The sequence below is a fragment of the Providencia sp. PROV156 genome (assembly GCF_028480905.1).
Taxonomy (GTDB): Bacteria; Pseudomonadota; Gammaproteobacteria; order Enterobacterales; family Enterobacteriaceae; genus Providencia; species Providencia hangzhouensis.
Map to the genome: position 1 here is coordinate 136,722 of NZ_JAMPPE010000004.1, position 14,036 is coordinate 150,757.

Here is a 14,036-nt window from a genome sequence, read left to right on the forward strand (position 1 = left end):
GACATATCCTGGGAGCACTTCCGCTCCTCGCTCAAAACAGCCATTTGAATTTTACATATGGGTTGTTTAGTACCAATGGCGGATGTTGTTTAAACATGAGCTAGTTATGTGCTACAAGGATACTTTTGTTCACTAAATCGATATGTTCTGACTGATCTGCTTTAATCAAACCGGACACTTTAATAATGGAATATAATCCAATTATGTGCATATATTATTAGTTGGCCGATTTACATTTTGTGTTAGTTATTCCATGTTTGGCGTTAATGTATTCAATTTGGCCAAATCAGTTTATTGAATCTTACATCTAGGCAGTTTATTGCTGAAAACGGACGATATTTATCCTTATTCATTCAAACTGCAGGTTGGTTGGCCGCACTCAGCCAGCCAGATCACATACTGATGTATGTTCCCTGTTTATCTTCCCTTGCCGCCTTCCTGCATCTTGAATTACGTTGGGTATAAAGAGTAGGACATTCCGGCATAAACTCTGAATGCAGGCTTAATACGGTTTCATCCCGAGCTGTTAGCTGCAACTTGAAAGCTATAGGGTATATGGTATCGTACGCGTCAGAAATACCTTTAAGAGAGCCCTTCACGGTGGAAAAAAAGAAAACCTTCCTGCAGCAGAAAAGCGGCTTACACCCGCGTAACCGTCATCGTTCACGCTATGATTTCCCGGCGCTGATCGCCAGTTGCCCGGCACTGGAGCCGTTCGTCAAGCCGAACGCCTGGGGCGACATCTCGATAGATTTTGCCGATCCTGCGGCGGTTAAAATGCTCAACCGTGCGTTGCTGCAACATTTTTATGGTATCGAACACTGGGACATTCCCGCCGATTATCTGTGCCCACCGATCCCTGGGCGTGCCGACTATTTACACCATCTGGCCGACCTACTGGCGACCAGCAACGGCGGTGAGTTCCCTCGCGGTAAAGGCGTGGCGATCCTTGATGTGGGTGTTGGCGCCAACTGTATTTATCCGATTATTGGCCTGCGTGAATACGGCTGGCGTTTTACCGGTTCGGAGATTAATCCGATATCGCTCAATTCGGCCAAAATGATCGTGGAGATGAATCCGACACTGAGAAACAGCGTGCGCCTGCGTTTACAAAAACAACCTGAATTTATTTTGAACGGCATCATCGGCGTGGCGGAGAAATTTGATGCCACACTGTGTAATCCACCGTTCCACAGCTCTGAACAGGAAGCGCAAGCCAGCACCCGTCGCAAACTGCACAAGCTGGGTAAAGGCGAGGTAGCCGACACGCCGGTACAGAACTTTGGCGGCAAAAATAAAGAGCTATGGTGTGAAGGCGGTGAAGAAGCTTTTGTGCGTAAAATGGTAGAGGAGAGCGTTAGCCTGGCACAAAACTGCCTGTGGTTCACCTCGTTGATTTCTAAAAACACTACCCTGCCTTCGATTTATCACGCGTTAAAGCTGGTGGGTGCGGCCGAAGTCCGTACCATTGAAATGGCGCAGGGGCAAAAAATCAGTCGCTTCGTGGCCTGGACGTTCCACGACGCACAACAGCAGGCCGCCTGGGCGGAAGAACGCTGGCGTTAATTTCCCTAGTGCCGGTTATTTAATCGGCACCGATAAAACTTCGCATTTCTCTTTCAATTTCTACACATCCCATGAGTCTCCTTTCCTCCCTCCTGTTTTAAATGACTAGCAGCACTAGGCAGTACTCACTGCAGCATTATTCATCGAATCCGTTTCTGCTAAAATCTATCGTACATGAAGAGGCTCAGACGTAATTCACGGTCAAGCAGCTTAGCCAGCCCCCATTTATTGGTGCTTAAAATTGTTCGTAATCCTCTATCAGCAACGAGAACATCAGGTGGGGGCTAGGTAATACAAGTGGCAGCGACAATGTATTGATAACCTGTTTTTTTGGCAACTTCATCATTTATGCCTATGTTGGGTTAATCAGATTAACCTTCCCGATAAACAAGGTCCTCATTCACCGAGCGTGAATGGCCGCTATTCACTCTAAGCGAACATTCTATCTTCTGATATAGCTCACTTAGGACCAACAAAGGAAGTTAACAGTTTTAGAAATCAATCTAATCAGTATAATATCTCTCAATTGATGAAATTTAGAGCAGAAGAAATAAATGACGACAAGAGAGTATTTGCAAAAATCAATTTTCGAGCTGGAAGCAATATTCGAACGGTCACACAACAACGCTAGTGAACTTGAACGCCTGTTGAACGAGCTGACCTTTCGAAACACTACTAAGGCGCGAACGCTGACGACTAAAGTCGAGCAGGCCCTAAACGCCGTTAACGATTGCAGTGTAGTCTCCACGCCTGATTCCATCGCGCCAGCATTTCATTCCGATTCTGCATTCACGCAATCTTCCGAAGTTGTTGTCCACAATACACCCGAAACGACGGTACAACCAAAGCCTGAGCCTACTCCAGACACAGTAATAGGACAGCAATTCAGCAACGAGCAAATTGATCTAGGTTCATTCCCGTCTCTCACTCCATCAGGTAAGGCGAATGATGCGCCCGCGATATTGGCGGCATGGACAGCGCTCGAAGCGCTATCACCTCAAAGCTATAAGCGCCCAGAAGATATGGCAGCTGGAGACCGTTCCAGGGTTACCCTATTGGATCGAGACATTCCATGGGGACCAAATGCCCGCAGCAAGCCTAAGCATAAGCTTTATTTCGAAATCATCCTCGGCGCTATAGCACTCGACAAGGCGACAGACGAATTGGTCAAGGTTTTTGGTGAGGATGAGGAGCAATCAAGGCCGGATGGAAAGAAAGCAGCCATAGGCTCAATCTTGGTCGACAAGGAAGGCTTTGTACTTGAAAACAACGGCGTCGCCGTTTCCAGTTTTGCTTGGGCGCTCAAGCCAGTACTCGATCTGAAACTTGGTAGCTTAGGGGCTTGGCCGAAAGTAGAGCGGCGCATTATCGAGCGTTTAGAGCAGATGGTTCGCCGCCATAACGAGGATGGAGAACCCATACCGGTCGATCTGGATACTATTATTAATGCTCATAGATGGCTTGTATCACAATTCAATGTACCCGAGCATTTGGTTGAACCACCTTCATTTGTAATCAAAGTATTTCATTATTTCAAGAACAAAACACCACCTGAGCCTTCGTTGCTGAATTCTTTCTATCTCGAAGATCTTGGCGAAGCAGTAAAATTGATCGAAGCGGATAATGCAGGAATTGGTTTGCAGCGCTACATGGGAATAGGCAGACCTAACCAGAAAATCGATGTGTTGTCCCCCGTTTCCTCAGTCGAGCCGTTCGTCGCACCATCTCTCATACCGCAGGCTCGTTGGCCTTCACAAGGTGGTCACCCATTAGTGTTACTTCAACAGGCCGCTGTGAATGCGGCACGTGTTGAGCTGGTTGATGCTCCAGGTATCATTGGCATAAATGGGCCACCGGGCACAGGAAAGACAACTCTTCTCCGAGATATCGTTGTTAGTTGCATTCTTGATCGGGCCACAGCTATGGTCGCCTTCAACAAACCACAGGATGCCTTTTCCACAACAGGCGAGAAACAGGCATTTGGCTCTAATGCTTTTCTGCATTTCTACAGGTTACATGAATCCTTGAAGGGCCATGAAATCGTCGTAGCATCCTCCAATAACAAAGCGGTCGAAAACGTCAGCAAAGAGCTTCCCCTCAAAGAAGCTAATGGACGCCATGAACAGATTGCCTATTTCCGATCCATCAGTGATTTAATTGCAAACCCCAAACGCATAGGCTCCTTCGAACCAGAGGAGGCTACCCTATCCGATCCTATCGAGACCTGGGGATTGATTGCCGCCACACTTGGTAATAGCAGCAATAGAGGTGCTTTCCAGCAAAATTTCTGGTGGAACGAGGACAGCGGTTTTCTTACCTACCTGAAAGCTGCTCGCGGAATGAACGTCATGCGTGAAATCAAGGATGAACAAACGGGTGCAATCATTGATCGAGTGATGCCTAGCGTAGTCATCAATGAGCAGCCCAGCACCAACAAAGCAGACGCCGCTGCTGCTTGGCAAAAATCACGAGCCATATTCCTTAAACTAAAGGAAACGATAGATACTGAAATAGCCAGTATCGAAATGATGCGCCGAGATATTCAGGCTCTCAAGGGAGCGACCACTGAACTTCAAAAACTGGAACTGCTTCGTCCTAGCCTAAATGAAGCCATCGAACAGACATACCAGATTGCTGAATCTACCCATAGGGAACAGGAGAAGGCAAAGTCGCAAGTTGAGTTGAACAAAGCTTTGCTCGATAGCCATCTTGCTGGCCGCCCTGGTTTTTTCTCTCGCTTGTTCGGGACTTCAGCCTGGAAGTCTTGGAAGTCGGCATTGCAAAATCTCTCGGAAACCTTACAGCAATCTGCCTCACAGGTGCTGATTGTGAATGATGACCTTGAGCTTGCAAGAGCTAGGTGGAACGACGCTCAGTCCCAGTTACAGCAGCTCGAACATGAAATTTCAAGTAAATGGCAGGTAGTAGAGGAATTGAAGGCAACAGCGGCTCGGGCTCGAAATCTCATGGGTGACAGAGTTGTTGATGAGCAGTTCTTCGAGCGAGAGCACGAGGCTATCCACCTGACAGCACCATGGCTTCCCGATGAAATTCACCGCCTGCGTGAGGATCTCTTCGCCGCCGCTTTGGCTGTGCATAAAGCATTCATCGATGCTTCGGCTAACCACTTGCAACACAATCTTGGGTTATTGATGTCGGGCATGGTAGCTGGCGCATTTCAGTCTCCCGCTCACCGTGGACTTCTCCCTGACCTCTGGTCAAGCCTTTTCATGGTAGTACCGACAGTGTCCACAACCTTTGCCTCCGTCCGGACGATGTTCGGGGATCTGCCTCCTGAAAGTATTGGCTGGCTTCTAGTCGATGAAGCGGGTCAAGCCGTTCCTCAGGCGGCAATTGGCGCTATCATGCGGGCAAAGCGTTCTATTGTGGTAGGCGATCCGTTGCAGATCCCTCCAGTGGTTTCTCTTCCCGAGAAGCTAAACGCCGCTATCTGCCAGTTCTTCGATATTGACCAGTTAGAATGGTCTGCCCCCACAGCATCTACGCAGACACTCGCGGATCAAGCATCGCGCTTCAAATCCACATTCATCACGGACGCCGGTGATCGAGAGGTTGGATTACCACTCCTTGTTCACAGGCGCTGCCAGAATCCAATGTTCGATGTCTCTAATGCTATCGCCTATTCTGGGCAGATGGTCCATGCCGTCAGGCCTAAAAAACCGGGTTCTATTGGCTCAACGTTAGGACAATCACGCTGGTTCGACGTCAATGGCGATGCCGAGACAAAATGGTGCGCAGACGAGGGAGACATGGTTGTGCAAATTCTTAAAAAATTAGCGGCATCGGGCATTACAAACCCAGATGTCTTTATCATCACACCATTCAAGATCGTAGAACAGCAAATGCGTCGGCGTCTCAACAGTGAGACAAGTCTGCTGAAGGCGTTGGGTGTAAAGCTGGATGAGTGGAGCAGTGATCGTGTAGGCACTATTCATACGTTCCAAGGCCGAGAGGCAGACACGGTTATCCTGCTGCTAGGTGCGCCGAAAGCCAGTCAGCAAAGGGCTCGCCAGTGGGCAGCTAGCCCGCCAAACATTATTAATGTAGCCGTCTCACGGGCTAAGCAAAACCTATATGTGGTTGGTTCAGCTGTTGCATGGGCTGGAGCAGGAACTAGCCTGCAGGTCCTGCAACGGCAATTAGCATAATCAGCCTGACAATATATGAGCTGGTATTCAATAATGGATGCCAACTCGTAACTAATCTTCAACTTACGTCAGTAACGGGCTAAACGCTCTGTGTTAGAAGAAGCAATCCAGAAATTCGTGCCCCCTGTTAGGTAGTAATTACGATATATAATAAAAATAGCGCTATTTTAGAAACTAAAAAATATCTACATACGCAAGGCTACAAACATGAAATCCAAGAGTGCACTAGTTTTAGAAGAACTCAGATCTAAATTACGTCCCGCATCGGTGGCACAGGTAGGTGGTTTTCGCCCTACAGCAGACCCCATTACATCTTGGTTTTTGAAAGGAGTCGCTCTACCGGGTGAAGGATTACCAGTCTGGAAAGGAGTACCGATGTTTCCACTTCTTCAGATTCGTGTAGATGAGCTTCCCGTGATCCCTAAACAATTGAAGGACATTGCACTTCTGGTGCTCTACCACAATATGGAAAGCCACCCGTTTGATAAACCTCATGGGGAAGGTTGGCTAATACGTGAATATACCACCCTTGAGGGACTGGAATTATTGCCTGCAATAGACACGCCGTACCGTGCATTTCCGATTCGATGGTTGCATGTCAATGATGATGCTCCAGGATGGGAGGATGCTTGGGATATTGTTGACCTTTCCGACGTAAACGAGGATGAGGAAGCAAGTGACTGCTTCTTTGATGATTTTAACCGATATAGAGGAACCAAAGTCGGAGGCTATCCGATGGAGATACAACATGGTGCAGGAATTCAAGATTTTGTCTTTCAGGTGGGATCAGAGGAAAAAGTAAACTGGATGTGGGCAGACAATGGTATCGGTTACTTTCACAAGTCACCAGAGAGGGTCTGGACATTTTCATGTCAGTTTTATTAGAAGTACAACGTCAGGTCTTTGCTCAAAACCTAAACTCACCAGAGCCAACGTCGCTTAGATTTTTGCCAGCTTCCTTCCCAGAGGTCAAAACGCTTGAGTTTTTCAAGCTTGTGTAGAACGACATCCTCACCCACGGATGAGAGAGTTCGCTCCGGAATTGAGATACCAAAAAGGCCTTCAGCGACTGGGAAAATCTCACATTCTGATGTCAGTGATCCCAGTGTTTTTTCTATCTTCTTAAGATCGGCTTTTACAATTAGTTGGAGTCCCATTAGCTTTTAAACTCCATAATAGCTACATGCTCAAGCGCTAGTCTAATCTGGGCTTGAACTTGATCAGAGATTGATTGTCCTCTGATGTCATAAACGATCCGGCAAGTTCGAATGTGCGGTGGAAGCTGCGTGACTCCCCAGGATATTCTAGCTAGATTGTACGCAATACTGAGCTTTATCGATTCCGGGGATGCCAAGCTGTGGTTAGCGACAAGGATAAACTCGCCTAGATCTTCATTTATTAATTCTGGGGTAAACATCACACCTCCCTTTTCTTATCTTTGTCGATTTATATCGATTGAATACTATCATTACAATTAGTTTTCATAGCAACTATCTTGCTCAAGAAACTATGTACACACATCGCTGTGATTACAGGTTTAATAAACTTGCCCACTTTGCAAAACGAACGTAGCTAACATCATTTCAGGTGGTTACCTAACTTTTGATTTGTTTACAGTAACAAGTGGTTGTGTAAAATCCGCGCTCACGAAAAACAATGCCTATTGATGAACACTGGTCATTCAGCCTGAACTTACAACAACAATTAACCAATATGTAAATGAATTACCGACTTACTGGGTAGGCTGATTCATGCCTTATTTGGTTGAGGCACCGATTTTGAGAAGTACAGTTCTTAGTTATTCAACGTATTTCATAATCATTTAATTTTCTTGTAAATTAACCAATCATTCCAGACATTATTCGCATTGAGATCCTGATAGCCACGGCTTTTGTCCATATCGTCTACAACTTCTGCTGGTAACTCAATAGCAGTAGCATTATCACGGATAGATTCAACCTCGCACTGAGTCAATTCACACCCAGCCTCTTTCTCTTTTGCTTCAAGTAATGCAATAAGTGAAGGAATGAATACAATAGCCATTTCAATCAAACTCCATTAACCGTTTAATACTTAATCGTTTTGGTACATATCTACTATCGCCACATTATGCTTTTGTTGAATTCATCAGAGGGGGATAGTTGTATATTTTCAGCAAAACCTGTCAATTCAAGGCTGAGCTAGTATATATCCACCTGCTTTGATAATCCGACTAATGTATATCCTCCAGCCTTCATCGTAATGAAGAAAGTTAGCCTATCAAACTAACTTTCCTTCGGATATAAACCAACTATATTTTACTTTTTTTCGCCCTTTTCTTTACGGCTCTATCAAATACACACTCAAGATCACTATTCTTTGCAGCCCAACGCACTACCGCCTCGTTTAAGGTATCTTGCTTAAGCAGAGTTTTATACCCCTCATTAATTTTAGATTCAATGAATTGCCATAATTCTTCAGCTATTTCATCTACAGCTTCTCGACGACTTTTCCGGAACTTACCTTCTGACATATGTTTATTGAGTAACCGGATAGATTCCATTCGGAAAATTTCAGTTAGTTTAGAAATCGCATCACCCCCTTTGGATGAAATTCTCTTGCGTTTTGTACGATTTATTCTTTCCACCTTCACAAGATCACGATAGATATTGATTGAATTAAAACCTGAAAGAAGACGGATGGCACTCATAAAAGCATCAATAGATATCTTTTTATCTGTTTTCCAAAAGTAATTAGCACAAGCTGCATAAATACCAATAACCCAACAATAGTTTTTGGCATAGCCATTAGCGCTATTACCTAAAATTGACGTTTCCATACAATTTTCTAGTATTCGAGTTTCCATACAAATATTTTCATAAAGTTGAGGGCTTAAATGCTGAGCATCATCCAAATATAAGTATTCTGTATATAGCCCCCTATCCTTATATGCTAACGCCCCTTCAGGCGACATCAAATCAATAGCTTTTTTCTTAGCTGCTTCTGACATAAATGAACAATTATTTAAATGTAAAACTGCTTTATTTTTTTGCTTTATATATTCACTTTCCAGAAGAATATATATTTCATTCAATTCACTCATATATTTACCTGCTAAATGTATTCATAAAAAAATCTCAGCCCTTACATGTTCATCTATTATTTTTTTTATTATTCTTTCTACTACCTAAAACATTCCAAGAGAAACTAAAGTATGACAAACACATCTAATATTATAATGTTACGACTACCCACTGTAATCGAACGTATTGGTATCGGTCGTTCCACCATCTATGACTGGATCAACCCAACATCACCAAGGTATGACCCAACGTTTCCTAAACAAAAAAATTAGGGAAGCAATCTGTTGGTTGGATCGAATTCGAAATCAACGATTGGTTACTTCAACGAGAGTCAACTTAGCTAGTCGCTACTTTATCATTAATGATATTAATGTTTTATTGAAAATGTTTATTATTGTGAAGAAGTTAAAGAGGTAAAACCAAAACAGGCCTAAATTATCGAATATTGACTATTCAATAACGTTAAATTTTTTTTATAAAAAACTTAAGAGAGGATAACTATCATGTCTCAACGGATAACTATTACTGTAAAAAATGGAGACAGTTTAAAACAGATAGATGAGTACTGCTATAAGCATAAAACTTCACGTTCATCTTTAATATCCAGTATATTAAGGAGTGCTTGCCCATTACTTTCAGAGATAAACCAATACACTCAATTAACTAATGAGCTTGAAAGTAAATTATTTTCCCCAGATAAATCTGCAATGAATTATCAAGGGAAAGCATCGACATTTTCTTTAGCTGAACATCTTTTAGACATATGGCAAACGCACATAATAGAAAAAGGTGTCATTATTGATCAACATGCTTATCCTCATGCATTTAAAAGCCCTAAAGTTGGTCTCAAAGAAAAAATAAGCATTCAAGAAGAACTAGAGCACTATATTAGCGAACCCAATATTAAGAAAGTTATCTTTATTTATACTGATAGGCATGTTCACTATAAGCTACATAAAGCAGGTGGATTATCAAATACGATTTTAATTAAAAATACTGAGTATAAAAATTATGTTTTTGACTTTAATGGAATCATTAACATACCGATGAATGATATTGTTTTTTTTGGCATTGAAGAAGCGATAAAGAAAAGTAAGGTACAGTTAAAACATACCTATGAGGCTTTTATACCCATTTATCACACAAACCATCAGTGCATTCTAATTGGGGTTATTGATAGGAACAATGCCAGCAGAAGAATAGACAAAAGCTCAAACACCATAATCATAAACCCACTATAACAGATCATTAATACGTTTTTTGACACCTAAGGGAATAAAATGAGCCAATATGCATACATCCGAGTAAGACATGATGACAGTGATGCCTTAGCAAATCTTGAGCAATACACACAGGAAATTGTCACGTTTTGCCCTGAGGTTAAGGATAATATCATCATTGAACGTCAACCATTGCTTGATGTGAAACTTCCTCCACCACAACTTATGGAGCATATTGACCATATTTTAACACCAGAAGACACTTTAATAACAAGGAATCTCTATGATATAGGAAATAATACTCAGCAGGCTGCACAGATTTTATCTCGATGCCACGAACTTGGTATGGCTGTTATCATCCTTAATCAGTCTATCACGAATATATTTGAACAGAAGTTTTTCTTGCTAGACGTGCTGAATCTATTAAATGATTTAGAAGAAAGCTATGAAGCACTAAAACTAAGCAGGCGACATTACATTTCGTTATCCCAAAATAAGTCATTAGGTCGACCAGCAGGAAGTAAGTATAAGTATTATATTTACGAGCTGAAGTGCAAAGGATATAAACAGCAGGAGATAGCAAATAAACTTAATATTAGTCTTTCAACTATAAAGCGACACTGGAATAAAGATATTTTCGAATAGGGCTAACTCCAGAGTAATCAATTAATAGAAAATGCAGTTACAGTGCGACTCTAAATATAGTTTTCGTGTTGGATAGGTATTATATATGCCATCTATCATAGCTAAATAAATAATAAAAAACCATAGTGGAAATGCATTACATAAAAAACCACCAAGGAGACGATATCTAATTTAATTAAAACCATTTTAAACCTTATTAACTAAATTATAAAAAAATGGATAACGCAGCTCCTTTGCCCTATCCCGATATTACTTTAATCATATTAAAGGGTAAGTTAATATTACCCTAGGGAATACTCATGTCTAAAAATGAATATAATGAATTTTATCTAGAATGCATTGCTGATACATTGAACTATGCTTTAAAGGAATACCCTCGTATCACGGTAATACGAGTTGACCTTCGCTTTCCGTCTATTATCGATAATGGTGATATGCCGACATGTTTCCCTTATTTAGAAGGAAGTCCTATATCCCGATTTACTGATTCCTTAAAGGCTAAACTTAAGCACGATCAACACCGTAAAAAGCTTCAAGGTAAACGTACTATGCGTTATATGTGGGTAAAAGAAATTGCAACTGCAATACAGCCTCACTACCATGTATTTTTAGTCTTCAATAAAGACGCATACTACCATTTAGGGGACTACAATTTGTTCGAGCCTAGCTTACGGGCCATGATCACCACAGCTTGGTACAATGCATTACAGCTCGAATTTGATCCTTCTTTTGATACAGGCACATTAGTACACTACCCAGAAAACTGCCGATATTGTTTAAATAAACTTTCATCATCATTTTTTGACGATTACCAATTAGTCATGAAACGATTAAGTTATTTAGCAAAAGAATAATCCAAGCAGTACAGTCCTGTCCGTCGTAGTTTAGGGCGTAGTCAGTATTGATATTTGTGGTGGCCTTAGGGCCACCTATACAATAATCGATATTAGTAGCTACTCATACGGTGGAGCTAATACCTCACGATGACCATTGTGGTCTTGTTCACTAACTATGCCTTGTAATTCTAGCTGCTCTACAATCATTGCGGCTCTGTTATAACCGATCCGGAACTGCCGCTGGATCCCTGAAATAGAAACGCGCTGTTTTTCTACAACATACTCAGTTACTTGATCAAATAATGGGTCAAGTTCTTCCTCTGCCACATCTTCATTCTGGGCATCCCCATAAAAATTAAGATAACTCGCGCTTCCCCATCGTTTACAATAATCGACTGTATCCCTGATATCTGAATCACTCACATAAGTACCTTGGATCCTAGTCGGTTCAGATAAATTCGGTGATGCGAATAGCATATCCCCCAAACCAAATAGTGATTCTGCCCCATACTGATCAAGGATTAAATTAGAGTCAGCCCTAGATGATACAGAAAGAGCAATACGCGTAGGAATATTAATTCGAAGCTGTGAACCGATACTGGTGGATAAAGGGCTGCGAGTCGTTAGAATTAGATGAATACCAACCGCATGACCTTGCTGGCTCAATAGAACTAACATTTCCCCTATTTGTTTATACTTGCCAATAAGTTGAACGTAATCATCAATACAAACAACAATTTCAGGCTCATAGCCTAAATAAGGATGATCGCTATAATTTTCATTAGGGCGCCAGAAGGGATCAGGTATAGGCCTACCTAACTCTTTCGCACTTGAGATTACCTTATTGTAACCACTCAAATTACGTTGATTTAATGCTCCAAATAATTTTTGTCTACGCTTTAACTCATTAACTAAAAACGTTAATGGCTTTATTGATTCAACGGAGTCAGAAACGGAAGGAAATAATAAGTGAAGTATATCGTTGTATAAACTGAGTTCAAGTTGGCTTGTATCAAACATAACAAAGCGAACTTTATCCGGTGGATTTCTATACAAAATACTCATTACCAAGGAATGCATTAACATTGACTTACCTGAGCGCGTCACACCCGCAATAAGTAAATGCGGCATTTGAGCCAGATCCCAGCCAACTGGATCCCCTATAATATCTTCTCCTAACATGATAGAAAGCGAAGATAAACCATTGCTTCCGCTCCATTGATTAAAGCATTCAACAAAAGGCACCGCTCTACGATAGGTGTTAGTGACTCGTAATCCGATGTAAGGTGTACCCGCTATAAAATCAATAACTTTTATATCAACGACACTCAAGGAACGACACAATTCTGACACTAACGCTGTCACTTGAGAGGCTTTTATACCTCTGCCCAGTTCGATTCTAAAGAGTGTAAATGTTGCACCTTCATCATAACCGACAACCTCACCTTTTATTTGGTATTGCAAAAAGCAAGATTCAATCGCTTGGGCCATTAAGTCTAATTCTTGAGGTGACCAGCAAAGTTCAGAGGTATAAATAAATGGTTGCATCACCACTCTCTCCTAAACATGAAACAACCAGAAATACTAAAGGCGTTATTCACTTAGCTTTGTCAGTTGTTTTTCATTCGATACCCAAAATTTTAGATTTTTATAAATAAGATGACGCCAAGGTTCTCCTCTTGGGCACTTAGGTTTACCAATAATAATAAGCTCATCTCCCTCTTGTAAGTTATTAAAATAATCATCTGTATGAGCATTTAATGACGGTACATAATGTATTACTTGGTCTTCAGCCGAATGGACAATGTACTTGTCCCCTTTGACCGTATAAAAATTTGAGCTATCAGTATCTATGTGTTTGCTTGTTTCCTTCACGGTAAAAGCAATAGCGACGGGATGCTCAATTCCATCCCCTTTTTTATGCAAAATAGGATATCGACTTTCATCATAAAAAAAATTATTCCATTTAATTTTTTTGCCATTAAATTCGATAACGACAAGTTCAGATAACAGCTTTTTATCTGAACTCTCTTCTATTCTTTCCCAAATTTTTGCTATGCCTGCTGCTGAGTTAAAATAATTAGAAAGCCTTCTCTCAGATGCCTTATACTCTCGATTTTTACGCTCTCTAACTTCACTATCACATTCATCTTCATACGCTTTTTTTGCTCGTTTGAAATCTGATTCAGCCTCTAACAATACATTCATCCGAAATGTGAATGTACCTTGATCTGAAAGAAAAATATCTTTGGTATCTTCAATATTTGTAGACTTTGCAACCAATACTTCTACCGCCGTTCTAACATTATTTTTGCATGAAGCAGAATGTTCTTGATTAGGGCCTAAGCGTAAATATGGCGATATCGTTCTACCTAAACGCACAAACGAATCTACCCAAATCACATTCGCATCGCAATACTCGCAAATAAGCCCATCTTTACTGTCTTTTGTAATCGCAGAAATAGAAACCAATTGATCATCGTTTTTAGATTGCCTAGCAAAAAACATTTTTAAACCTTTTGCCATACCATCTCCCCA

Annotated in this window: 11 protein-coding genes and 1 pseudogene; 7 read left to right on the forward strand and 5 right to left on the reverse strand. The window is 41.6% G+C overall.

Features of this window, described 5'->3' with window-relative positions; all coding sequences use genetic code 11:
* Positions 1-600: 600 nt before the first annotated feature.
* The 3 genes from rlmF to PSF31_RS04225 all read left to right on the forward strand — a co-directional run bounded on the left by rlmF (position 601) and on the right by PSF31_RS04225 (position 6,620).
* Positions 601-1,566 carry a 23S rRNA (adenine(1618)-N(6))-methyltransferase RlmF gene (rlmF, locus tag PSF31_RS04215; RefSeq protein WP_176489277.1) on the forward strand — a complete coding sequence of 322 codons (966 nt, stop codon included), beginning with the start codon at positions 601-603 and terminating at the stop codon, positions 1,564-1,566.
* A gap of 554 nt (positions 1,567-2,120) precedes the next feature.
* Positions 2,121-5,735: a DEAD/DEAH box helicase gene (locus PSF31_RS04220; RefSeq protein WP_096863371.1), complete on the forward strand. Its 3,615-nt coding sequence runs from the start codon at positions 2,121-2,123 to the stop codon at positions 5,733-5,735.
* A 207-nt stretch (positions 5,736-5,942) separates the two neighbouring features.
* Positions 5,943-6,620: a DUF1963 domain-containing protein gene (locus PSF31_RS04225; protein ID WP_096863370.1), complete on the forward strand. Its 678-nt coding sequence runs from the start codon at positions 5,943-5,945 to the stop codon at positions 6,618-6,620.
* Positions 6,621-6,655: 35 nt separating this feature from the next.
* Here PSF31_RS04225 and PSF31_RS04230 read toward each other — a convergent pair whose 3' ends face one another.
* The 3 genes from PSF31_RS04230 to PSF31_RS04240 form a co-directional block, all read right to left on the reverse strand.
* A complete protein-coding gene (locus PSF31_RS04230) occupies positions 6,656-6,892 on the reverse strand; it encodes a hypothetical protein (RefSeq protein ID WP_096863369.1) in 237 nt (78 codons plus the stop codon).
* Between the two features lie 661 nt (positions 6,893-7,553).
* Entirely contained in the window at positions 7,554-7,778 is a 225-nt protein-coding gene (locus tag PSF31_RS04235) for a hypothetical protein (RefSeq protein ID WP_096863367.1), read from the reverse strand.
* A gap of 247 nt (positions 7,779-8,025) precedes the next feature.
* Positions 8,026-8,817 carry a hypothetical protein gene (locus PSF31_RS04240; RefSeq protein ID WP_164561158.1) on the reverse strand — a complete coding sequence of 264 codons (792 nt, stop codon included), beginning with the start codon at positions 8,815-8,817 and terminating at the stop codon, positions 8,026-8,028.
* 111 nt (positions 8,818-8,928) lie between these two features.
* Between PSF31_RS04240 and PSF31_RS04245 the strand changes: the two are divergent.
* The 4 genes and pseudogenes from PSF31_RS04245 to PSF31_RS04260 all read left to right on the forward strand — a co-directional run bounded on the left by PSF31_RS04245 (position 8,929) and on the right by PSF31_RS04260 (position 11,516).
* Positions 8,929-9,137 (forward strand): annotated as a pseudogene (locus PSF31_RS04245) (helix-turn-helix transcriptional regulator).
* 163 nt (positions 9,138-9,300) lie between these two features.
* Positions 9,301-10,038, forward strand: coding sequence for a hypothetical protein (locus tag PSF31_RS04250; RefSeq protein WP_164561159.1), 738 nt, complete (start codon positions 9,301-9,303; stop codon positions 10,036-10,038).
* 39 nt (positions 10,039-10,077) lie between these two features.
* On the forward strand, positions 10,078-10,662 hold the full coding sequence (locus PSF31_RS04255) for a resolvase (protein WP_226617211.1): 585 nt from the start codon (positions 10,078-10,080) through the stop codon (positions 10,660-10,662).
* A gap of 299 nt (positions 10,663-10,961) precedes the next feature.
* Positions 10,962-11,516 carry an inovirus Gp2 family protein gene (locus PSF31_RS04260; RefSeq protein ID WP_096863364.1) on the forward strand — a complete coding sequence of 185 codons (555 nt, stop codon included), beginning with the start codon at positions 10,962-10,964 and terminating at the stop codon, positions 11,514-11,516.
* Between the two features lie 99 nt (positions 11,517-11,615).
* On the opposite strand, the gene PSF31_RS04265 is transcribed toward PSF31_RS04260, so the two are convergent.
* Entirely contained in the window at positions 11,616-13,046 is a 1,431-nt protein-coding gene (locus PSF31_RS04265) for a DNA translocase FtsK (RefSeq protein ID WP_232062906.1), read from the reverse strand.
* Positions 13,047-13,091: 45 nt separating this feature from the next.
* Positions 13,092-14,024 carry a hypothetical protein gene (locus PSF31_RS04270; protein ID WP_164561160.1) on the reverse strand — a complete coding sequence of 311 codons (933 nt, stop codon included), beginning with the start codon at positions 14,022-14,024 and terminating at the stop codon, positions 13,092-13,094.
* Positions 14,025-14,036 lie beyond the last annotated feature (12 nt).